Genomic DNA, 21,399 nt, shown 5'->3' on the forward strand with positions numbered 1-21,399 from the left:
TCTGTCGACACTCACAGCAAGAACCTTGCCGCAACCCCTGCCATCTCCAAGGGATGTTTACTTTGTGTCGACACTCGGCAAGACTGTCGACACATCGGATCCGACCGAGGGAGACCACCGTGACCCAAGACGTGCCCGATCCGGGGCATGGCCGGCTGGCGGGCCGGATCGCCGTCATCAGCGGCGCCGGCAGCGTCGGCCCCGGCTGGGGCAACGGCCGTGCCACCGCCGTGATCTTCGCCCGTGAGGGCGCGACCGTGTTCCTGACGGACCGCGACGAAGGCTCGTTGAAAGTCACCGCCGAGCGGATCCGCGAGGAGGGCGGCGCCGCCCACACACACCTGCTGGACGTGACCGAACCGGCAGCCGTCCAGGCCTTCTTCGAGGAGACGGAACGGCAGGCCGGGCGGATCGACATCCTGGTCAACAACGTGGGCGGCTCCCGGGCCGGCGGCGCGGTCGAGCTGAGCCTGGAGGACTGGGAGAGCCAGCTCCGTACCAACCTCACCAGCGCCTTCCTGGCCTGCAAGCACGCCATCCCGGTCATGCGGCGCGGCGGCCGCGGCTCGATCGTCAACACCGCCTCCGCCTCCGGGCTGCGCTGGACCGGCGCGGCCCAGGTGGGCTACGCGGCGGCCAAGGCGGCCGTCATCCAGTTCTCGCGGGTGACCGCCGTGGAGCACGCCCCGCACGGCATCCGGGTCAACACCGTGGTCCCCGGGCAGCTGCACACCCCGATGGTCGAGGCCAGGCTCGCGGGCCAGCGGGCGGACGGCGACGTGGAAAAGCTGCTGGCGCAGCGTCAGGCGCGGATCCCGCTGGGGTTCATGGGGGACGGCCGCGACACCGCGTACGCCGCGCTGTTCCTGGCCTCGGACGAGGCCCGGTTCGTCACCGGCACCGAGATCGTGGTCGACGGCGGAATGACGGCCCGCTGTGACTGAGCCCGCCGTTACCGAGGCCGCCGCGACCGACACCGCGAGAACGGCTCCCTCGCCCGGCTGCCCGCCCCCGCACCCGGCCCCCCGCAAGCCCGCCCTCGCGCTGCCGCCCGGCAGTTGCGACGCGCACTGCCACATCTTCGGCCCGGCCGCCGTCTTCCCCTACGCCCCCGACCGGACCTTCACCCCCCTCGATGCCCCCAAGGAGCAACTCGCCGCCCTGCACAGCCATCTCGGCCTGACCCGGGCCGTGGTCGTGCAGTCCTCCGCCAACGGCTCCGACCACCGCGTCCTGCTGGACGCCCTGACGGCGGCCGACGGCCGGCTGCGCGGCGTCGCCCTGATCGGCGAGGCCACCACCCGCGGCGAGATCGAGGAACTGCACCGGGCCGGCGTACGCGCCTTCCGGCTGAACTTCCTGCCGCACCTGCGGGCCGCCCCGACCCGCGAGGAGATCGACTCCGTACTGGAACGGGTGGACGGCCTCGGCTGGGGCGCCGAACTCCACGTCACCGGCCAGGAGGTCGCCGACTTCGCCCGCCTCATCCGGTCCCTCCCCGGCCGGGTGGTGATCGACCACCTCGCCCGGGTCGACATCACCGAGGGTCCGGACAGCCGCGCCCTGCGGGCCCTGCTCGCGCTGCTCGACACCGGCGACGTCTGGGTCAAAGTCAGCGGGGTGGACCGGGTCTCCCGGCAGGGCCCGCCGTACGCCGACGCCGTCGCGCTGGCCGCGTCCCTCGTGGCGTACGCACCCGAACGGGCGCTCTGGGGAACCGACTACCCCCACGTGAACATCGAGGGCGGGACGCCCGACGACGGCCTGCTGGTGGACCTGCTGGCCGACATCGCGCCGGATTCCGATCAATTGCACAGGCTGCTGGTCGACAATCCGGCCGAGTTCTTCGACTTCCCGAAGGAACCCGAGGGGCAGTAGTGTCGCCAGAAGTGTCGACAGAGGGGCCCGATTCTCAGCGCAAAACCTATTGACCATCACTTAGTGTCGACATTAACGTTCGCGATGCCCGCACAACGCGTGAGGAGTCAGAGTTGACAGAGATCATCCGCCGCGGCGACGGCCGGTATGAGGCAGCCCGCCTCGACGCGGTGTGGAACGAGCGCAAGCCGGCCCGCTTCCCCGATGTCATCGTCATCGCCGAGGACGAGCAGGACGTGGTCCGGGCCGTACGCCTCGCCCGCGCCGAAGGACTCGCGGTCGGCGTGCGCTCCGGCGGCCACAGCTGGGTGGGCAACGGGGTGCGCGACGGCGGGCTGCTGCTCGACCTCTCACGGCTGACGGAGACCACCGTCGACCCGGCGACCCGCACCGCCACCGCCCAGCCCGCCGCCAAGGGCCCGGCCTTCAACGAACTCCTCGCCCCGCACGGGCTGTTCTTCCCCACCGGCCACGCCCCCACCGTCGGCCTCGGCGGCTTCCTCCTCGGCGGCGGCTACGGCTGGAACTCCCGCGCCCTCGGCCCCGCCTGCCTCAGCATCCGCGCCATCGACGTCGTCCTGGCCGACGGCACCCTCGTCCACGCCACCGACGCCACGCACCCCGACCTCCTGTGGGCGGCCCGAGGCAGCGGCCCCGGCTTCTTCGGCGTCGTCACCCGCTTCCACCTCGACGTCCACCCCCGGCCGAGCAAGATCCTGCGTACGGTGCACAGTTACCCGCCGGAACTCCGCGACGAGGTGCTGGCCTGGGCGTACAACACGCTGGAGGACCTCTCCCCCGCCGTCGAGTTCTCCGCCAAAGTGGGCTTCACTCCTGGACAGGACACCCCGGCCGTCTCCCTGACCGCCACCGCCTTCTGCACCCCCGGCACCGGCTACGACCTCCTCGCCCCGCTGGAGAACGCGCCCTTCCGCGACCGGGCCGTACGGGCCCTGGTCAACCAGGACACGACCATGGGCCAGTTGTACGACATCGCCGACCGCCTCACCCCTGCCGGTCTGCGCTGGGCCGTGGACGGCGTCTGGGCGGACGGCCCCGTCGAGGAGATACTCACCGCCGCCCGGCCGGTCCTGGACGCGATCCCCGGCGGCACCAGCTTCGTGCTGTGGATGCTGTGGGGCCACTACCCACCCCGCCCGAACGCCTGCTGGTCCGCCCAGGCCAAGGCCTATCTCTCCCCCAACTCCGGCTGGACCGACCCAGCACGGGACCTGGAGCACGAGAGCTGGGTGCACGGCTCGCTCGGCTCCGTACAGCACCTGTCGAAGGGGCTGCAGTTCTCCGACAACAACCTCGCGGACCGCTTCGACCTCGGACTCAGCGCCGGCAATGCCGAGCGCCTGGAGAAGCTCCGGGCCGCGTACGACCCCGACGGGCTCTTCCGTACCTACATGGCCCCGGAGGAGTCCACCACCGCATACGCCCTCGCCACCCGCCCGTAGCGCCACCCCCTGTGCAAAGGAGCACAACCCTCATGCTCATTCCGAACTCCGCGAGATCCCTGCGGGGCCGCCTGGCCCTCGCCGTCGTGGCACTCGCCGTCACCGTGCCCCTCACCGCGTGCGGCAGTGACAGCGGCAGCTCGTCGGTGGGGGCCGGCAAGGACGGGCTGGTCCCGGTCACCGTGCTGCGGTCCAACGGCGCGATCTTCGAGTCGCTCTTCATCGCCGAGGACCAGGGCTACTTCAAGGAGGCCGGGCTGAAGGTCACCATCAAGGCGGGCGCCCAGGACACCTCGCAGAACGCCCCGTCGATCATCAACGGCGAGGCCCAGTTCGCGATGACGGACAGCTCGGGCTTCCTCAAGGGCGCGGCCGCCGGCCTGCCGGTCCGGATCGTCACCGGCCTGCAGTCCGCCCAGTCGGGCGGCAACCCCACCGACGGACTGCTGGTCAAGAAGAGCAGCCCCATCACCTCCTTCGCCGACCTGGAGGGCAAGACCGTCGGCCTGGCGGCGCTGGGCGGCACCATCCAGTTCATCACCGAGTACCTGGTGCAGAAGGACGGCGGCGACCCGTCCAAGGTGAAGTTCGTGGCCCTGCCCACCACTTCGCTCAACGACGCGGTCACCTCCGGCAAGACCGATGCCGTCTTCTCCTTCGGCGCCTTCTACGCGGCCGGCAAGGCCGCCGGGCTGCGAAGCGTTGGTAATGGCATGAACGAGCTGCCAGGCATACCCCAGGGACTGCTCTTCGCGAGCCAGAAGTACCTGTCGTCCAACGCCGACACGGCCAAGAAGTTCATCGACGCCGTCGCCAAGGCCCTCACCTACGCAAACGCCCACCCCGACGCCGTCCGGGCGATCGACAAGAAGTACACCCAGCTGCCCGCCGACTTCATCGAGTCGTCGACCCCGGCGACCCTCGACAAGACCATCAACACCACGGTCATGCGGACGGTGATCACCAAGATGAACGAGTTCAAGCTGCTGGACGCCGCCCCGGAGGACTCCGCCCTGTACTGGGACCAGGCGCCCGTCACCACCGGCAGCTGAGGGCGGCGGCGATGTCCACAGTTCACGGCAGGATCCGCGGCAGGATCCGCGGCCGGATCCTTCTGCTCCAGCTGTCCGCCGTGCTCGCCGTCCTCGCGCTCTGGGCGCTGATCGGCGCGGCCGGGCTGGTGAGCGCCACCGCGCTGCCCGGCCCGGCGGCCGTGGCCGCCCGCTTCCCGGACCTGGCGGGGAGCGGGGAGTACTGGCAGGCGGTGAGCGACACGCTGCGCGGGGCGGTGACCGGGTTCGGGGCGGCGGTCGTGATCGGAGTGCCGCTGGGGCTGGTGACCGGTACGTATGCCGCCGCCGAGCAGTCGTCACGGCTGCTGGTGGACATCCTGCGGTCGTTCCCGGTCATCGCGCTGCTCCCGGTGTTCCTGCTGGTGCTGGGGTCGACGCCGTCGATGAAGGCCACGGTCGTCTTCATCGCCTGCGTGTTCCCGGTCTTCCTGCAGGCCCAGTACGGGGCGCGGGGCGTGACGCCCACCATCCAGGAGACGGCGGTCAGTTACCGCATCCCCCGCCTGCTGCGCTTCCGCCGGGTCGTGCTGCCGAGCGCCACCCCGTCGATCATGACCGGGCTGCGGCTGGCCGCGACGACCTCCGTACTGGTGGCCATCGGGGTCGAGGTACTCACCACGCTCCCGGGCATCGGCCACATGGTCGTACAGGACCAGCAGGGCGGGGCTTCGGCGGAGGCGTACGCGTACATCCTGACCGCCGGGGCGATCGGCTACTCGATCAACCTGCTGTCACAGCTGGCCGAATCCCGGCTGCTGCGCTGGCGTCCGCCGGCGCACACGGACTGAGGCGGGAAAGAGACCATGCGCATGAGCGCCTTCTGCAAATCCCTGCTCAAGCAGCTCTGGCTGCCGGTCCTGGTGTTCGCGGCTCTGCTGGTCGCGACGGCCGGGAGCACCAGCTTCTACTTCCCGCCGCTGACGCAGGTGCTCAGCACCCTGTGGACCGAGCTCACCGGGGGCGGGCTGGTCGGCGACCTGCTCTTCTCGCTGCGCAACATCGCGTTCGGGCTGACGCTCGCCACGGTGGCCGGGGTGGGGGCGGGTCTGGTGATCGGCGAGGTCAGGCTGCTGCGGCAGGCCACCGCCCCGCTGCTGGACTTCGCCCGGGCAACCCCGACGGTGGCCTTCGTGCCCGTCATCATCCTGACGCTGGGCATCGGTTCCGGGCCGAAGGTCTTCCTGATCTTCCTGGGCTCGGTGTGGCCCATCCTGCTCAACACGGTCAGCGGTGTGCACGGCATCAACCCCGCCGTCCACGAGACCGCCCACAGCTACCTCATCCCGTGGCGGCTGCGGCTGCTCAAGGTGGTCCTCCCCGGCGCCCTGCCGCAGATCTTCGCGGGCATCCGGGTCGCCCTGTCGGTGGCCGTGGTCCTGATGGTCGTCAGCGAGATCTACGGATCCCCGGTCGGCCTCGGCAACTTCATCCTGCAGAGCGGATCGAGCTTCAAGGTCGCCGACACCTGGGCCGGCACGATCCTGATCGGCATCCTCGGCTACGCCCTCAGCGTGCTGCTCCTGGCGGCCGAACACCTGCTGCTCGGCTGGTACCACCAGCGTCCGCCCCGGGCGCGGCGAACGCTGCGCCCCCTGCGCATTCGCGAAAACCGGAACGAGGTCCTATCCCCATGAAACGCGGATCCAGTCTGATCGTCGAGGACGTCCGCAAGTCCTTCGGCGAGGGCCCGGACGAGCACCGGGTCATCGACGGGCTGTCCCTGCGGGTCGACCCCGGCGAGTTCCTCTGCGTCGTGGGCCCCTCCGGTGCCGGCAAGACCACTCTGCTGCGCTGTCTGTCCGGGCTCACCCGCCCCACCTCGGGCACGGTCCGCTACGGGGACAGGCCCGTCACCAAGCCGGTCGCCGACATCGCCGTGGTCTTCCAGGACTACCGGGGCTCGCTCATGCCCTGGCTGAAGGTCTGGGACAACGTCGCCTTCCCCCTGGAGGGCATGGGCGTGAAACGCGCCGTGCGCAAGCGGCGTGCCGAGGAGTGCCTGGCCGCCGTCGGGCTGTCACCGGCCGAGGTGGGCGACAAGCACCCCTGGCAGCTGTCCGGCGGCATGCAGCAGCGGGTCGCGATCGCGCGCGGGCTGGCGTACGAGGCGCCGGTGCTGCTCATGGACGAGCCCTTCGGGTCGGTGGACGCCCAGTCCCGCTTCGACCTGGAGGATCTGACGCTCAGCCTGCGCAGGAAGCTCGGCATCACGGTCATCGTCGTCACGCATGACATCGACGAGGCCGTGTACCTGGGCGACCGGGTGATCGTCCTGGGCGGCAGGCCGACCACCGTCATCGACAACCTCACCATCGACCTCGGCACCGGCCGCGACCAGATCGGCACGCGCGCCGACCCGCGCTTCGCCGAGCTGCGCACGCGCGTCCTCACCCTGATCCGTGGCGAGAAGGCTCCGGAGCAGGTGCCGAAGGCGGTGATCTGACGTTGGTCCGCTTCGACCACGTCGGGATCTCGGTACCTGATCTGGACGCCGCGATCACCTGGTACCGCGAGACCCTGAACCTCGCGGCCGGACCGGTGTTCGCGGTGCCCGGCACAGATATGCGCGGCGCCATGCTCCTGCACGCGAGCGGCTGGCGCGTAGAACTGCTGCACCGCCCCGGCGCGCTGCCGGGCCTTCCCACCGGCAGCGCGCCGGAGGCGGCGGGCACGCTCGGCTACGGCCACATGTGCCTGCGCGTGGACTCCCCCGAGGAGGTCGACACCGAGTTCCGGCGGCTGGTCGCCGCCGGGGCCGGCGTACGGATGCGGCCTCAGGCGGCTCCGCGTGCGGGGGCGCGGATGGCGTTCGTGGCGGACCTGTACGGCAATCTCATCGAGCTGATCGACCGCCACTAGCCACACCTCGCGTCGTGTCGACAGTCGTGGCTGAGTCCCTTTGCGCACGACGCGATTCGTCATGCCCGAAATCACTGGACGACAAAGGAGTTCACAGTGACAGGCAACAAGACAGTGTCGACAGATCTCACGGACCGCCAGGTCGCGATGCGCGCCCGGCCCCGCGCCCTGCTGATCGCGGTCGCCGCGGCGTTCGCGCCTGCGCTGGCCGTGCCCACCGTCGCGAACGCCGCCGCGTGCAAGGAGAGGACCACTGCGGCCGCCACCCGGATCACGGTGGCGTCCGGGGAGACCCTGGAGCTCACCGCGACCACGACGGCGTCCGTCCTGACCATCGCGGAGGGCGGCGCGATAGCCGCCCCCGACGGCTACAGCCTCACCCTGACCGTCAACGGCGTGGAGACCGGCAGCACGCTCGCCGCCCTCACCGACGGCTACGGCGGAGCGGCGACCGCCATCGCCGCCGGCACCTACCGGGGCGCCATCGTGCTCACCGTCGCCGAGGCGACGGATGTCGCGTACAGCACCCTCACCTTCCCCTTCCGCCAGGCCATCTACGTGGACGCGGACGGCGTCGACTCGGCCAAGTCCGTCCTGTCGGACGTACGCGGCGGCTCCGCCACCAGCACCGCGGCCAGGAACATCCGGCTCAGCTCCACCGGCGAGGCCTTCAACGGCGTCTACGTCGCCGGCGGCGGCACCTACACCCTCACCTCGCCCAGGATCGCCTTCAACGGCAACGGCCGCTGCGACTTCATCGGCTACGGCGCCGCCGTCGTCGGCACCGGCTCGGGCACCACCCTGGTCCTGGACGGCGCCACGATCAGCAACACCGGAGTCGTCCGCACGGCGGTCATCGCCGACGCGACCGCCAACGTCATCGTGAAGAACTCCTCGATCCACTGCGCGGACGGCGAACTGCCCGCCGAGTACGTCCCCACCGGCGACACCAAGTACATGATGGACGTCCCCTGGATGCTCGGCCTGTCGGGCAACGTCCGCGCCACCAACCTGCTGGGCGCCAGCACCAGAGCCTCCTACGTCAACTCCTCGATCTCGTCGGAGAAGTGGGGCGCGCTTTCGGTCGACGGCGGCAGCTACTGCACGCTGACCGCCATCAACAGCACCATCGCCAACACCGGCGGCCAGGGCTACGGCTCGTACGCGATCGGCAACGTCACCGAACACTTCCTCGGCTGCACCTTCGACGTCGGGGACTACGCGCTCATCCACTGGGGCGCGTCCGCCCACTACGGCGACAGCACGGCCTCCGTGGTCGCCGCGCTCAACACCTCGCTGGAGATCGGCCTCACCGCCGCCGAACTGGCCGCCCTCCCCGAGCAGGCCACTGTCATCAACGCCGGCCGCTTCATGGTGCTCTGGTACGCCGCCGGCTCCGTCACCATCGACGGCGGCACCCAGGTCACCACCGGCGAGACCGCCTTCATGAACAAGGCGGTGGCAGGCGTCCTCAACGTCGACGGCTCCCAGGGGGCCTCCATCACCGCCGGCAACGGCGTCATCTACCAGCTCATGGACACCGACCGCCCCAGCAGCGTCGCCGTCTCCGGCAAGCCCTGGTCGACCGAGACCATCGGCACCTACACCGAGCCCACCGGCACCGCGACCAAGTCCAGCACCTGGACCGTCGCCAGCGTCCAGACCGGGGACGCGACGGCCACTTTCACCGACATCGCCCTGGCGGGTGACTTCTACAACTCCGTCCGGGGCGGCGGCAACGCGAACCTGCAGGGCAAGAACCTGGCGCTCACCTTCGACGGCTCCGGCGTCGAGGGCGTCATCTCGGCGACCTCGGCCGTGCACAACGTCTCGACGATCACGTCAGCGGAGTACCGGGAGATCAGCGAGGTCATGAACACGGCGCAGGCCGTGGTGAACAACGGCGTCATCGTGACGCTGAAGAACGGGGCGCGGTGGACCGTGACCGGCACGTCGTATCTGAGCGCGCTGTCGATCGGGAGTGACGCGTCGGTGGTGGCCCCGAGCGGAAAGACGGTGTCGCTGACGGTCGGGGGCGTGGCGCAGAGCCTCACGCCGGGCAGCAGCTACACGGGGGCGATCACGCTGACCGTGGCTTAGCCGCCGCGGACCGGACCGCCGCAGACCGGACCCACGAACCTCGCCCGAGGTTCGTGGGTCCGTCCGTCAGTGCTCCGGAGTCGATCTCTAGCCGACCAGGCGGCGGCGCCACTCCAGGGGGGTGACGGTGATGGCCCGGTCGGGGGCACGGTCCCAATCGGCCTGGAGACCGGCTGTATCCAGGGCGGCCACGACCTCGTGGCCGATGGCTGCGGTGGTCTCGGGCGAGCCGTCAAAGCCTCCGTAGAGGAGCATCAGTCCGTGGCCGGCAGCGGCGGAGTCCGTGCACTGGGAGTGGAAATAGACGAAGCCACGGGCGTCGGTCCCGCCTTCGCCGCCGATCTCGGACTGGCCGCAACTGCGGCAGCAGGTGAAGTTCTCGCGGGCGGTGATACCGGCCTCCTGCAGGGCGGTGAACGCGCGGGTGAGCCGTTCCGGGTCGGTCTCGCCCTGCCATTCGGCCTGCTCCGTGACGCGCTCCAGCCACATCCGGTCGGCCAGCACCTCCGCCTGCTCGCGCGATACGGGCCGACGGTCCGCGGTGACCAGGTACTCCTCGGCGAGTTCCGCCAGTTCGGCGCGGTCGGCGTAGCCGCCCACCAGCACCTCACGGACGCGCTTCTCCAACTCCTCGCGCTCGCCTTCGTCCAGGTCGAGCGGCGGCACCTCACGGGTGGGGCCCATATCCAGCAGCGACCAGGCCAGATCAGTGCTCCAACCGGAGCCTTGCCCGGCCCAGCCGGTCATCGCCTCAATCACGGCCTCGGAACCGTCGGCCATCGCCTGGAAGTGCCGGTCGGCGGCACCGTCGCGGTGTTCCAGTGTGTAGTCCCCGCCGGCCTCGTGCCAGACCTGGGCGAAGACGTCGGGGAGGTCAGGTATCCGATGGAGCACCAGAAACCGGTCACCATCACCACCGATTCGCCGGATCAGCCCAGCCAACTCCTCGGCAGACACACGAACGTGCCGCTCCCCGTTCTCCGTATTCACCACGATCTCGAGCATGCGCAGACTCTGACACACCCCCCTGACAGCAGACCTCCCGGGACCCGCGACGCAGCTCACTGCGACGGCCGCAAGCTCAGGCGCCGACCATGTTGTAGCCGCCGTCCGCGATCAGGAACCCCCCCGTGATGTGCTGCGCGTCCTCCGTGGCCAGGAACAGCGCCGTCCCCGCCAGTTCCTCGGGACCGGGGATGCGGCCCATCGGCGTCGCGGCCCGCAGTTGGTCGCCGCGTCCGCTCTTCCAGTCCTCGCGGCCGAGCGTGGCGGCCGTCTCGATGAAGCCGGGGGCGAAGACATTGACGCGTACGAGTGGTGCGAAGGCCTGGGCGTAGGACTTGGTGAGCCCGATGATGCCGTACTTGGCGGCGGCGTACTGGGGGGCTCGGGCGCTGCCGCGCACGACCACGGTGGAGCCGACGTTGACGATGGCGCCGCCGCCCTGGTCGAGCATGCGCGCGCCGAATTCGTGGGTGCACAACAGGGTGCCCTTGATGTCGACGGCGAGGACGTGGTCGATGGACTCCTCGGTGATGTCGCGCCAGGACATCTGCTCACGGGCGACGTCGCCGACGTTGTTGACGGCGACGTCGAGGCGGCCGAAGTACGACCAGACCTCCTCGGCCAGGCGCTGGATCTGGGCGTGTTCGGCGATGTCGGCCTGGACGACGAGGGCCTTGCGGCCGAGGGCGGTGACCCGTTCGGCGGTGGCGTCGGCGCCGGCGCGGGAGTTGCGGTAGTGGATGGCGACGTCGGCGCCCTCCTGGGCGGCGCGGACGGCGATCTCGGCGCCGAAGCCGGTGCCGGCGCCGGTGACGAGGACGGTCTTGCCGGTGAAGCGCTGGGGGAAGGACATGCGGGCTCCCAACATGGGTATCCGGGCGAGCTATACGAGGGTTCGGCCGCCGTCGGCGTAGAGGACGTGGCCGGTGACGAAGGAGGCCTGCTCGGAGGCGAGGAAGAGGACAGGCCCGACGAGGTCCTCGGGGCGGCCGAGGCGGCCGGCCGGGACGAGCGCTTCCATGGCGGCGCGCATGCCGGGGCGGGCGAGGTAGTCGCGGGTGAGGGCGGTCTCGGTGTAGCCGGGTGCGACGGCGTTGACGGTGACGCCGGAGGGGGCCCATTCGCGGGCCATGACGCGCATCAGCTGGTTGACACCGCCCTTGGTGGCGGCGTACGGGGAGTGGTCCTTGTGGGCGAGGAGCCCGGAGACCGAGGACAGGTAGACGATGCGGCCGTGACCCTGGGCGACCATGAACGCGCCGGCGGCCCGGCCGAGCCAGAAGGCGCTGTTGAGGTTCACGGCGACGATCCGCTCCCAGACCTCGTCGGTGGTGTCGAGGACGGGGCGGCGGTCGTTGGCGCCGACGGCGTGCACGAACACGTCCAGCCCGCCGAGTCGTTCGGCGGCTTCGGTGACGGCGGCGCGGCAGGCGCCGGCGGAGGTCAGATCGGCGGCTGTGACGGTGATGCCGGGGCCCGCGAGTTTTGCCAGCTGTTCCCTATCTATGTCGAGTACGGTCACTGCGGCTCCCGCGTCGGCCAACGCCCTTGCGACGGCCGCTCCGATGCCTCCGGCACCGGCGATCAGCGCGCGCGTGCCCCGGTGGTCCCAGGTCGTTTTCATGAGCTGGACCGTAATCGACCCCGCCACAAGGTGTCCACACTTCATCACCTCTTGACGTAAATCCCGGCTCCATGCAGGGTGAGTGTCGACAGTTTAAGGAGGCTTGATGAAGCTGGCAACCTTCAACAACGGGCTTGTGGGGCGGATCGACGGCGACACGGTCGTCGAGCTCGATCTCCCCTCCACCCGCGCGTTCTTCGAGCGGGGAGGGCAGGCCGGCGAGACCGGCCGGACCTTCCCGCTCGCCGGCGTGCGGCTGCGGGCGCCCATCGTCCCGAAGAAGTTCTTCCACACGGCGGGCAACTTCCGTGAGCATCACGAGGATCTGGTCCGCGTCGACTGGTCGCATCCGGTCAACAAGGGCATCGTGTTCTTCCAGAACGTCGACGCGATCATCGGCCCGGAGGACGCGATCGTGTACCCGGAGCATCTGACCCGGGAACTGGACTACGAGCTCGAACTGGCCGTCATCGTCGGCAGGCCCGGCAAGTTCTTCTCCGCCGAGCAGGCCGCCGAGCACATCGCGGGCTATCTGGTCTTCAACGACATCACCGCGCGCGACATCCAGCGCAAGGAGATGGAGTCCGGGGTCTTCTCCTTCTCCAAGGCCATCGACACCTTCTGCCCCATCGGCCCCTACATCGTCACCGCCGACGAGATCGGGGATCCGCACGACCTCGGCATGGAGCTGCGCGTCAACGGCGACGTACGGCAGAAGTCCAACACCTCCCGCATGTCGGTCTCGATACCGCAACTCGTCGCCTACCACTCGCCGCAGGTCTACAGCGCAGGCGACATCATCACCACCGGCACGATCGCGGGCGTCGCCGCGAGCACCGCGGACCCTTTCGCCAACTACCTCAAGCCCGGCGATGTCGTCGAGGCCGAGATCGAGGGACTGGGCGTCCTGCGCAATCGCGTCATCTCCTGGCAGGAGGCGTACGGTACCCCGGCGCCGCCCGCCGAGCAGTGGGTGTGACGGCATGCGCATCGCCAATCTCGCGGGGCGCGCGACCCTGCTGACCGACGACGGCGCCATCGATGTGGCACTCGGCAGCGGCGGACGCTTCCTGGCCGACCCCCGGGCGGTCTTCCGGCAGTGGGACAAGCTGCTCAAGTGGTCGATGACCGTAGATCCGGAGCTGGCCCAGCCGTACGAGGACGCCACGCTGCTCACACCGGTGCCCGAGCCGCGCCAGATCTTCGCGGTGGCCCTCAACTACCGCCCGCACACGGCCGAGGCGGGGTACGAGGAGCCCGAACAGCCGCTGGTCTTCACCAAGTTCCCGACCTGCCTGACCGGGCCGCACAGCACCATCGGACTGCCCGCCGGCCATGTCGACTGGGAGCTGGAGTTGGTCGCGGTCATCGGCCGCGAGGCCTACCGGGTGCCCGAGGAGAAGGGCTGGGACCCCGTCGTGGCGCTGGCCGTCGGCCAGGACCTGTCCGAGCGGGTCAGCCAGCTCGCCGGCCGGCCCGCGCAGTTCTCGCTCGGCAAGTCCTACCCGGGCTTCGGGCCGGTCGGCCCCGCCCTGGTCAGCGTGGACGAGGTCCCGGACCGGGACGACCTGGAGCTGGTCTGCGAGCTCAACGGCCAGGTCGTTCAGCACGACCGCACCTCCGGCATGATCTTCCCGGTGCCCCGGCTGGTCTCGCACATCAGCGCCGTCTGCCCGCTCCGGCCCGGCGACCTGATCTTCACCGGCACCCCGGCGGGCGTAGGCAACCGCCGTACGCCGCAGCGCTTCCTGACCCCCGCCGACATCCTGGTCAGCCGCATCGAGGGGCTCGGCGAGATGCGGCACCGGTTCCGTTCGAGGGGAGGAGAGTAAATGGCGGTTCTCTTCGCCGACGTACGGGTCTTCGACGGCACCGGACGCGACCCCTTCCCGGCCGAGGTCCTGGTCCAGGGCAACCGCATCACCGCCGTCGCCGCCCGCATCCCGGCGGACCTGCGCGCCGACGCCCTGGTGATCGACGGACACGGCGGCACCCTCATCCCCGGGCTCGTCGACGCCCACGCCCACCTCGGCTTCGGCTCCACCGTCGAGCACCGCTCCCCCCGCCGCGACGAGCCCGAGGAGGAGAAGGCCCTCCTCGTCGCCCACGCCGGCCGGGTCCTCCTCGACCACGGCATCACCAGCGCCTACTCCGGCGGCAACCGGCTCCCCCGTACGGAAACCGCCGCCCGCAAGGCCTTCGCCGAAGGCTGGATGCCCGGGCCCCGCCTCAAAGCCGCCTCCTGGGAGGGCAGCGCCGGCATGGTCGAACCGGGGGTCTACGACTTCCCCGGCACCGACGGCCGGGCCTCCGACCCGGAGTCCGTGAGCCGCTTCGTGGGTGACATGGCCGCGCTCGGCGTCGACATCGTCAAGCTCTCCCTGTCCGGCGAGAGCGCGGTCGTGGCCGGCACCTCGCGCATCGTCCAGTTCACGGACGAGGAGGTCGCCGCGGCCTCCGCCACCGCGCACGCACACGGCGTCTGGCTCACGGCACACGCCCATGCCGCCGAGTCGGTCAAGATGGCCGTCCGGCACGGCATCCGTGCCGTCTACCACTGCACCTTCGCCGACGAGGAAGCCCTCGACCTCCTCCAGGCCGCCCGCGACCGGCTCTTCGTCGCCCCCACCCCCGGCATCATCCACGCCAACCTCCACGAAGCGGGCAGCGAGCCCGAGCCTGGCATGGAAGTCGAAGCCACGGCCAAGGCCGTCCGGGAAGTCGTCCCCGAGCTCGTCCGGCGCGGCATCCGCGTCCTCCCCGGCGGCGACTACGGCTTCCCCTGGAATCCCGTCGGGCGCAACGCCCGCGACCTGGAGCTGTTCGTGGACTGGTTCGGCTTCACCCCTGCGGAGTCGCTGCGCTCCGCCACGCAGTACGGCGGTCAGGTCATGGGCATGGCTGAGGAGTTGGGGCTTGTGAGGGTGGGCTGGTTGGCGGACCTGGTCCTTCTTGACGGTGACCCCTTGGACGACATCCGCATCCTCCAGGACCGGGACCGGCTCGCGGTGATCATGAAGGACGGTCTGCTGCACAAGGCTTGACCGTGGATGCCGCTGCGGTTGCGGTGCCGTCTGCCATGGTCGACGGTTCCGTCCTCAATCGCCGGACGGGCGTCGCGGACGGTGTCGCCTGAACCCGGTGTCGCTGCGGTGCCGTCGGCCATGGTTGCTGGTTCCGTCCTCAAACGCCGGACGGGCGTCGCGGACGGTGCCGCCTGAACCCGGTGTCGCTGCGGTGCCGTCGGCCATGGTTGCCGGTTCCGTCCTCAAACGCCGGACGGGCGTCGCGGACGGTGCCGCCTGAACCCGGTGTCGCTGCGGTGCCGTCGGCCATGGTTGCCGGTTCCGTCCTCAAGCGCCGGACGGGCTGGGTTGGCCGTGGGGTCGGGGGCGCCTGCCGGGGTCTCTCTCCTCGGCGCTCGCGACTCGGGCACCTTCAGTCCGTGCCCGGGATCCTCGCTCGTCGCCTGCGGGAGAACCCCTCCACCGCCCCCGCCCGGCCCAGGGGAGGTGGGCGGTGCCCCCGGGTCGGCGGCCGGAGGCCGGCGCAGCGGTCCGAAGCCAGCGAAGCGCCCGCGAGGGCCGCGCAGGAGGATAGGGGCCCTCGCTCGTCGCCTGCGGGAGAACCCCTCCACCGCCCCCGCCCCGCCCAGGGGAGGTGGGCGGTGCCCCCGGGTCGGCGGCCGGAGGCCGGCGCAGCGGTCCGAAGCCAGCGAAGCGCCCGCGAGGACCGCGCAGGAGGATAGGGGCCCTCGCTCGTCGCCTGCGGGAGAACCCCTCCACCGCCCCCGCCCGGCCGGAAGGCAAGCTTCAGCCCGTCCGGGCCTGAGGACCCGTACCCCCACCGGCCGGTGGCCGCCAACCGGCCGAAGGGGACGGTGGAGGGATGCGCCCGGAAACGACGAGCGAGGATCCCGGGCAAGAACCAGGCCGACCCAAGTCGCGAGCGCTGAGGACGCAGTCCCGGCAGGCGGCCCCGACCGCACGACAACAGCAGGCGCACAACGGCCAACCCAGCCCGTCCGGCGCTTGAGGACACGCCCGAAGGGCGTTCAGGGGGTCCGGGGGCGAAGCCCCCGGCGGGTCCGGGCGTAGCCCGGTTTCGAACGGAGAGGTCATGACTGAGTCCACGCCCAGGGCCACCGCCCGCGGCGGCCGCGTGATCGGCGGCTGGGAAGACCGCGAGGTCGCGGTCTTCCGGGGCATCCCCTTCGCCGCACCTCCCGTTGGGGAGCTGCGCTGGCGACCGCCGGAGCGGGCGCCCGCATGGGAAGGCGAGCGGCAAGCGTACGCGTTCGGGCCGGCGCCGCTGCAGCCGCAGCCGCCGGCGGACTCGGTGATGTACCGCAGCAACTTCGCGGACAGCCGCCCGCTGGTGATGAGCGAGGACTGCCTGTACCTGAATGTGTGGACTCCGGAGCCCTCCCCCGCCACCGCCGGGCTGCCGGTGATGGTGTGGGTGCACGGCGGGGGCAACCGGTACGGCCACGGCTCGCAGGACATCCACAACGGGCGGTCGATGGCCGCGCGGGGCGTGGTCGTGGTCACGCTCAACTACCGCCTCGGGGCACTGGGTTTCCTGGCGCATCCGGGGCTGGGTGAGGCGTCGGGGAACTACGGGCTGCTGGACATCGTCGCGGCGCTCACGTGGGTGCGGGAGAACATCGGCGCCTTCGGCGGAGACGCCGACCGGGTGACGCTGGCGGGGAACTCCGCGGGGGCCGCACATGTCTGCCACCTCATGGCGTCGGCCGTGGCGCGCCCGCTGTTCCGGGCGGCCATCGGCCAGAGCGCGAGCGGCGTCGGCCGGGCGGAGGGGCCGCTGCCGGGCCTGGAGGAGGCGCGGAGGCAGGGCGTGGCGTATGCGGAGGGGTTCGGTGGACGCGATGCCGCCGGGCTGCTCCGGATCTCGGGCGTGGAGCTGATCGTGCGGGGCCACTTCGGCCCGGTGGTGGACGGCCGGGTGCTGACGGAGCCGACCGATGACGTGTTCGGCTGCGGCCGCCAGCATCCCGTGCCCCTGCTGACCGGCAGCAACCTCGACGAGGGCACGGTCTACGCGCCCGCCGACAGCGCGCGGGAGGTCGGGGACGCCCGGTTCGTACGCCCGGTACGGCACTGGGCCCGCGTCCATCACGTCACCACGGGCGCGCCCACGTGGATGTACCGCTTCACCCGCAAGCCCCCGATGCCGCCGGGCCTCCCGGATGTCGGCGTCTATCACACAGCCGAACTCCCTTACGTGCTCGACACCATGGACCGGCGCCCGGACTGGCCCTGGCGGGACGCCGACCGGCAGCTGGCAGCAACCATGGCGGACGCCTGGGCGCGCTTCGTGGCGACCGGCGATCCGAACGGCGGTGCGCTGCCGCGCTGGGACGTTTTCAAGGGCGTCGGCGACGAACACGCGGACGAACACGCGATGGTCTTCTGAAAGGACTACGGCCCATGGCACGACTGCCCGGCACCGACGGCGACGGCGAGATCGCCGACCGCATCCGCGCGCGACGCGGCGGCGCGCTGCGCCCCCTGGACCGGATGCTGCTGCACAGCCCCGAACTCGCCGACGGCTGGAACAGCCTGCTCGGGGCCGTGCGGCAGCGCATCTCCCTGCCGGGCGGGATCCGGGAGCTGGTCGTGCTCCGCGTCGCGGTGCTCAACCGTGCGGAGTACGAGTGGCAGGCACACGAGAAGCCCGCCCGCGAGGCCGGTCTCGGCGATGCCCAGCTGGCCGCGCTCCGCGACGAGGACGCCGCGTCGCACCCGGATCTCGACGGACGGCAGCGCAGGGTGATCGCGTACGCGGACGCGATCACCCGGGAGATCCAGGTCCCGGCCGAGGTCTTCGACGCCGTGCGCGCCGAGTTCGGCACGGCGGAGCTGGTGGAGCTGACGGCCACCATTGCCGCGTACAACATGGTCTCGCGCTTCCTGGTGGCCCTCGATGTCTAGCGGTGCCTGCGCAGGAAGCGCAGCAGGACGCCGTTCCAGGCGTGCGGCTGCTCCCAGTGCGGGTTGTGGCCCGCTTCGCGGATCACGTGCGTCTCGCCGTCCCGGAGGTGCCCGGCGTTGAGCCGCATCACGGAGGGCGGGCTGTAGAGGTCGGCGTCGCCGGTGATGAGCTGGACGGGGAGGTCGATGGTCTCCAGGGCGGCCCAGGTGATGGTGTTGGCAAGGGACTGGGGGAAGGAGTCGGCGGTTCTGGCCCGTTCGTGGATGGCGAGCCAGGCGGCGACGCCGTCGGGGTCGCCGGCGCGGTAGGAGGGGCCCAGTTCCTGGAAGTCGACGGGCATGTCGCCGAAGGGGTCGGGGCGCAGGGCCGCGGTGAGGGCGGCGTACTCCGGGTCGCTGATGCCGACGACGCTGCCGGAGACGGTGAGGCTGAGCAGCCGGTCGGGGTGGGACAGGGCGTAGTCGACGGCGACGGGGCCGCCGGCCGCCGAGCCGGAGACGTGGAAGCGGTCGAGGCCGAGGTAATCGGCCAGGGTGTTCAGGTCGCCGGAGACGGTGTCGGCCGCCGCTCTGGTACCGGCCACGGAGCCGTAGGCGCCGCGCCGGGAGTAGCCGATGACGCGGAAGCCGGCTTCGGCGAGCACGGGCTGCTGGTAGGGCCAGCTCTCGCCGCTCCCGGAACCGGGGTGCAGCAGGATGACGGGCCGGCCCTTGCCCCCGGTGTCCCAGCACCACAGGCTGCCGCCCCCGGCGACCGGGATCCGGTACTCGGTCACCGCTGCCTGCGCGGGCACGGGTACGGGCTCCCATGAGCCCTGTTCGTGCGCTGCCTGCGCATGCGCGATTCCGCCGCCGGTGCCTGCCGCGAGCGCGGCCAGGGCGGCTGCGCCGCCGCCGACGAGGGCCCGTCGGCCGGGTCCCCGGCCACGTCCTGGTGTCGTACGCTTTCCGCTCATTACGCCTCCTGTGTTTAGCGTTGCCTGTCGACAGCCCACCCGGGAACCGCTGTGAAGTGCACGGGAAACTTGAGATAGTGTCGACACTGACGAATGGAGAATCGCCGCATGACCGATCAGGACACGCACCTGGTACTGGAACGGCTGCTGCGGCTGCGGGACCGGCGCGAGCCGCTGGTCGCGCAGATCGCCGAGTGGGTCGGGGCCGGGATCATCGAGGGCCGGCTGCAGCCCGGCCAGGACCTCAACAGCGTCGATCTGTCCCGGGAGTTCGAGACCAGCCGCACCCCGGTGCGCGAGGCCCTGATGCTGCTGGAGCAGGAGGGCCTGGTGGAGATGAAGGCCCGCCGCCGCCCGCGCGTCGCCGCTCCTTCCCTGCAGGACATCCGGGACATCTACCAGGTGCGGCGCCAGTTGCTGTCGATGCTCGCCGCCCTGCTGGTCAAGGACGCCACGGACGACGAGATGACCGAGCTGCGCACCCAGGTCGTACGGATGCGGAAACTGGCCGACGACGGTGACGTGGACGCGTACTTCTGGAGCCATGTCCACCTGCAGGAGCGGATGACCGAGATCGTCGGCAACGCCACCCTGAAGCAGATCCTGGACTCCCTGGCCCTGCGCACCCTGATGCTGCGTCACCTGAGCCTGACCCGCCCCGGCCGGCTCGCGTACAGCATCGACGACCAGGAGCGGCTGATCCAGGCCTGCGAGGAGCGGGATGCGGATCTCGCCTCCGCGCTGATCGCGGGTGCCACGGTGCGCGCCCTGCGCGCGGTGGAGGAGCAGTTGGAACGCGATGCCCCGGGCACCGCCAAGCCGGCCCGGAGGCGCCGCGCGGCGTCGTGACGCGGGCGGGTGTCGTGACACGGGCGGCTCAGCCGGCCATCACGCCGCCGTCGACCGGGAAGTTGCCGCCCGTCACCCAGGCCGCCTCGTCGGAGGCCAGGTAGACCGCGCACCAGGCGATGTCCTCGGGCGTGCCGACGCGGCCCAGCGGGATGCGGGCCAGCAGGGCGTCGCGGGTACCGCCCTGGTGGGCCCCGGCGGACTCGGTCGCGGGGGTGCGCACCATGCCGGGCGAGATGGTGTTGGCCCGGATGCCCAGCGGGCCGCCCTCGACCGCGAGCTGCCGGGTCAGCCCGAGCACGGCCGACTTGCCGGCGCAGTGCGCGATCATCCCGAAGTTCTTGCTGCCCCGGAAGGCGTTCACCGAGGCGAAGTTGACGATCGAGCCGCCGCCGGTGGCCGCCATGTGCGGCCACGCCGCCTGGCACGGCAGGAAGGCGACATCGATCTCTCCCCGGATCGTCGGGGTCCACTGCTTGTCGAAGTCCATGTCCGCCGCCGGGACCATGTGCGGCGGTATCGCGCCCGCCGTCACCAGCACATCGATCCGGTCGTGCAGCGCCATGGCCTCGGCCACGAACCGCTGGGCCCCCGCCGGATCCGTCATGTCGCACGGATGCACCATCGCGACGCTCAGCCCGCGCTCCCGCGCCAGCTCCTGCGTCCGTTCTGCGGCGGCCGAGTCGATATCGCAGCCGACGACGGCCGCGCCCTGCGCCGCGAACAGCAGCGCGCACCCCTGGCCGATACCGGCCCCCGCGCCGGTGACGAGGGCGACTTTGCCGGACAGCCTTGCGGAACCAAGCACATCGTTCTCCTCGTCGAGCCGGTGTGCGGGTCGCCGGGCGACCTCGCGTGAACCTTCTTAGTGTCGACACTATCGCCGCGTCAAGAGTTATGTACCACTTGATGGTTGATATCTGTCGACACAATGGCCGTACGAGGCGGCGATCACGGAAAGACCCCCAACCCTCCCCTCCGGGGCATCTCAAACCCCGGACAGCGCAGATTCACCCGGACGAGTGAATCCACGCCATCCGGCCGGCCGAACATTACCTGCGGTAAATCTGCACATCGCGCATCCGCACGACACCCGGACGGCCGTGCGACAACCCGGAGCCGGCCGCCGCCGGGGCCTTTGGCCCGGAGTGCCCAAATTCCGCGCCGCGGAGCCGGTCGAGGGATGTGAAGAAAGTGCCAGCAACATGTGGACGCAACCCCACACCGGTGAAGCCGCAAAGTCAGCATCGAATTCGAACAGCGCGTTGGCCAATTGGCCGTCCGAACTGTGCACATGCTTTGATCCTGCGCAGTGGCGGAGAGCTCGCCCCCCGAGCGATTCGCCACTCGATATCTGTCCTTATGAAGGGAAGCCCCATCATGAACGTCACCCCCCAGGTTGAGACCCGCGAGATCTCCGACGCCGACCTCGACAACGTCTCCGGTGGCATCCTCGGCCAGCTGGTCGGCACCGTGACCGGCACCGTCGACTCGGTCGCCCCGGTCAGCGGCGTTGTCGCCGGCCTGGTCGGCACCGTCGAGGGTGCCACCGGCATCAACACCTCGGTGGCCACCGGTCTCGTCTCCGGTCTCTGAGACGGATTGCGCCGTGGGCCCCGGAACCGTCCGTTTCCGGGG

20 protein-coding genes and 1 pseudogene are annotated in these 21,399 nt (G+C 70.9%); 16 read left to right on the forward strand and 5 right to left on the reverse strand.

The window, feature by feature from the left end:
- Positions 1–119: 119 nt before the first annotated feature.
- The 9 genes and pseudogenes from OG607_RS07025 to OG607_RS07065 all read left to right on the forward strand — a co-directional run bounded on the left by OG607_RS07025 (position 120) and on the right by OG607_RS07065 (position 9,373).
- On the forward strand, positions 120–944 hold the full coding sequence (locus tag OG607_RS07025) for an SDR family NAD(P)-dependent oxidoreductase (protein ID WP_405720095.1): 825 nt from the start codon (positions 120–122) through the stop codon (positions 942–944).
- On the forward strand, positions 937–1,878 hold the full coding sequence (locus OG607_RS07030; protein WP_405720097.1) for an amidohydrolase family protein: 942 nt from the start codon (positions 937–939) through the stop codon (positions 1,876–1,878). The genes OG607_RS07025 and OG607_RS07030 overlap by 8 nt, the downstream gene beginning before the upstream one ends.
- Positions 1,879–1,991: 113 nt before the next feature.
- Complete coding sequence (locus tag OG607_RS07035; protein WP_405720099.1) at positions 1,992–3,341, forward strand: FAD-binding oxidoreductase; 1,350 nt, start codon at positions 1,992–1,994, stop codon at positions 3,339–3,341.
- A 32-nt stretch (positions 3,342–3,373) separates the two neighbouring features.
- Positions 3,374–4,393 carry an ABC transporter substrate-binding protein gene (locus tag OG607_RS07040; RefSeq protein ID WP_405720101.1) on the forward strand — a complete coding sequence of 340 codons (1,020 nt, stop codon included), beginning with the start codon at positions 3,374–3,376 and terminating at the stop codon, positions 4,391–4,393.
- A gap of 11 nt (positions 4,394–4,404) precedes the next feature.
- The gene (locus OG607_RS07045; RefSeq protein WP_405720103.1) at positions 4,405–5,202 is read left to right on the forward strand and encodes an ABC transporter permease; all 798 of its coding nucleotides are present in this window, start codon (positions 4,405–4,407) and stop codon (positions 5,200–5,202) included.
- Between the two features lie 21 nt (positions 5,203–5,223).
- A complete protein-coding gene (locus OG607_RS07050) occupies positions 5,224–6,048 on the forward strand; it encodes an ABC transporter permease (RefSeq protein ID WP_405720105.1) in 825 nt (274 codons plus the stop codon).
- Between the two features lie 83 nt (positions 6,049–6,131).
- Positions 6,132–6,857, forward strand: a pseudogene (locus OG607_RS07055) (ABC transporter ATP-binding protein); the annotation flags it as partial.
- 2 nt (positions 6,858–6,859) lie between these two features.
- Positions 6,860–7,273, forward strand: coding sequence for a VOC family protein (locus tag OG607_RS07060; protein WP_405720107.1), 414 nt, complete (start codon positions 6,860–6,862; stop codon positions 7,271–7,273).
- 96 nt (positions 7,274–7,369) lie between these two features.
- Positions 7,370–9,373, forward strand: a complete 2,004-nt coding sequence (locus tag OG607_RS07065; protein WP_405720109.1) for a hypothetical protein — start codon at positions 7,370–7,372, stop codon at positions 9,371–9,373.
- 87 nt (positions 9,374–9,460) lie between these two features.
- On the opposite strand, the gene OG607_RS07070 is transcribed toward OG607_RS07065, so the two are convergent.
- The 3 genes from OG607_RS07070 to OG607_RS07080 form a co-directional block, all read right to left on the reverse strand.
- On the reverse strand, positions 9,461–10,378 hold the full coding sequence (locus tag OG607_RS07070; RefSeq protein WP_405720111.1) for a DUF6891 domain-containing protein: 918 nt from the start codon (positions 10,376–10,378) through the stop codon (positions 9,461–9,463).
- A gap of 76 nt (positions 10,379–10,454) precedes the next feature.
- Positions 10,455–11,231, reverse strand: a complete 777-nt coding sequence (locus tag OG607_RS07075; RefSeq protein ID WP_405720113.1) for an SDR family NAD(P)-dependent oxidoreductase — start codon at positions 11,229–11,231, stop codon at positions 10,455–10,457.
- 30 nt (positions 11,232–11,261) lie between these two features.
- Positions 11,262–12,002, reverse strand: a complete 741-nt coding sequence (locus OG607_RS07080) for an SDR family NAD(P)-dependent oxidoreductase (RefSeq protein ID WP_405720115.1) — start codon at positions 12,000–12,002, stop codon at positions 11,262–11,264.
- Between the two features lie 106 nt (positions 12,003–12,108).
- Here OG607_RS07080 and OG607_RS07085 point away from each other — a divergent pair, with 106 nt between their 5' ends.
- From OG607_RS07085 to OG607_RS07105, 5 genes are all read left to right on the forward strand, one after another.
- Positions 12,109–12,981, forward strand: coding sequence for a fumarylacetoacetate hydrolase family protein (locus OG607_RS07085; protein WP_405720117.1), 873 nt, complete (start codon positions 12,109–12,111; stop codon positions 12,979–12,981).
- Between the two features lie 4 nt (positions 12,982–12,985).
- Complete coding sequence (locus OG607_RS07090; protein ID WP_405720119.1) at positions 12,986–13,834, forward strand: fumarylacetoacetate hydrolase family protein; 849 nt, start codon at positions 12,986–12,988, stop codon at positions 13,832–13,834.
- Positions 13,835–15,046: an amidohydrolase family protein gene (locus OG607_RS07095; RefSeq protein ID WP_405720121.1), complete on the forward strand. Its 1,212-nt coding sequence runs from the start codon at positions 13,835–13,837 to the stop codon at positions 15,044–15,046.
- 1,075 nt (positions 15,047–16,121) lie between these two features.
- A complete protein-coding gene (locus tag OG607_RS07100; RefSeq protein ID WP_405720123.1) occupies positions 16,122–17,438 on the forward strand; it encodes a carboxylesterase/lipase family protein in 1,317 nt (438 codons plus the stop codon).
- Between the two features lie 14 nt (positions 17,439–17,452).
- Positions 17,453–17,956 (forward strand): carboxymuconolactone decarboxylase family protein, encoded by a 504-nt coding sequence (locus tag OG607_RS07105; RefSeq protein WP_405720125.1) that lies wholly within the window; start codon positions 17,453–17,455, stop codon positions 17,954–17,956.
- Here OG607_RS07105 and OG607_RS07110 read toward each other — a convergent pair.
- Entirely contained in the window at positions 17,953–18,912 is a 960-nt protein-coding gene (locus tag OG607_RS07110; RefSeq protein WP_405720127.1) for an alpha/beta fold hydrolase, read from the reverse strand. The two genes, OG607_RS07105 and OG607_RS07110, sit on opposite strands and share 4 nt — an antisense overlap.
- Positions 18,913–19,020: 108 nt before the next feature.
- On the opposite strand from OG607_RS07110, the gene OG607_RS07115 reads away from it, so the two are divergent.
- Entirely contained in the window at positions 19,021–19,761 is a 741-nt protein-coding gene (locus OG607_RS07115; RefSeq protein WP_405720129.1) for a GntR family transcriptional regulator, read from the forward strand.
- Positions 19,762–19,789: 28 nt separating this feature from the next.
- Here OG607_RS07115 and OG607_RS07120 read toward each other — a convergent pair whose 3' ends face one another.
- Positions 19,790–20,569, reverse strand: a complete 780-nt coding sequence (locus tag OG607_RS07120; RefSeq protein ID WP_405720131.1) for an SDR family NAD(P)-dependent oxidoreductase — start codon at positions 20,567–20,569, stop codon at positions 19,790–19,792.
- A 572-nt stretch (positions 20,570–21,141) separates the two neighbouring features.
- Between OG607_RS07120 and OG607_RS07125 the strand changes: the two genes are divergently transcribed.
- On the forward strand, positions 21,142–21,357 hold the full coding sequence (locus OG607_RS07125) for a type A2 lantipeptide (RefSeq protein WP_405720133.1): 216 nt from the start codon (positions 21,142–21,144) through the stop codon (positions 21,355–21,357).
- Positions 21,358–21,399 lie beyond the last annotated feature (42 nt).

Source organism: Streptomyces sp. NBC_01537 (assembly GCF_045040445.1).
Lineage (GTDB): Bacteria > Actinomycetota > Actinomycetes > Streptomycetales > Streptomycetaceae > Actinacidiphila.

Excerpts from the sequence above, each read along its gene's own strand:
- OG607_RS07110 (WP_405720127.1), bottom strand. The coding sequence starts at position 18,912 with ATGAGCGGAAAGCGTACGACACCAGGACGTGGCCGGGGACCCGGCCGA.
- OG607_RS07115 (WP_405720129.1), top strand. The coding sequence starts at position 19,021 with ATGACCGATCAGGACACGCACCTGGTACTGGAACGGCTGCTGCGGCTG.
- OG607_RS07070 (WP_405720111.1), bottom strand. The coding sequence starts at position 10,378 with ATGCTCGAGATCGTGGTGAATACGGAGAACGGGGAGCGGCACGTTCGT.
- OG607_RS07075 (WP_405720113.1), bottom strand. The coding sequence starts at position 11,231 with ATGTCCTTCCCCCAGCGCTTCACCGGCAAGACCGTCCTCGTCACCGGC.
- OG607_RS07085 (WP_405720117.1), top strand. The coding sequence starts at position 12,109 with ATGAAGCTGGCAACCTTCAACAACGGGCTTGTGGGGCGGATCGACGGC.
- OG607_RS07105 (WP_405720125.1), top strand. The coding sequence starts at position 17,453 with ATGGCACGACTGCCCGGCACCGACGGCGACGGCGAGATCGCCGACCGC.
- OG607_RS07100 (WP_405720123.1), top strand. The coding sequence starts at position 16,122 with ATGACTGAGTCCACGCCCAGGGCCACCGCCCGCGGCGGCCGCGTGATC.
- OG607_RS07050 (WP_405720105.1), top strand. The coding sequence starts at position 5,224 with ATGAGCGCCTTCTGCAAATCCCTGCTCAAGCAGCTCTGGCTGCCGGTC.
- OG607_RS07040 (WP_405720101.1), top strand. The coding sequence starts at position 3,374 with ATGCTCATTCCGAACTCCGCGAGATCCCTGCGGGGCCGCCTGGCCCTC.
- OG607_RS07125 (WP_405720133.1), top strand. The coding sequence starts at position 21,142 with ATGAACGTCACCCCCCAGGTTGAGACCCGCGAGATCTCCGACGCCGAC.
- OG607_RS07095 (WP_405720121.1), top strand. The coding sequence starts at position 13,835 with ATGGCGGTTCTCTTCGCCGACGTACGGGTCTTCGACGGCACCGGACGC.
- OG607_RS07045 (WP_405720103.1), top strand. The coding sequence starts at position 4,405 with ATGTCCACAGTTCACGGCAGGATCCGCGGCAGGATCCGCGGCCGGATC.
- OG607_RS07080 (WP_405720115.1), bottom strand. The coding sequence starts at position 12,002 with ATGAAAACGACCTGGGACCACCGGGGCACGCGCGCGCTGATCGCCGGT.
- OG607_RS07090 (WP_405720119.1), top strand. The coding sequence starts at position 12,986 with ATGCGCATCGCCAATCTCGCGGGGCGCGCGACCCTGCTGACCGACGAC.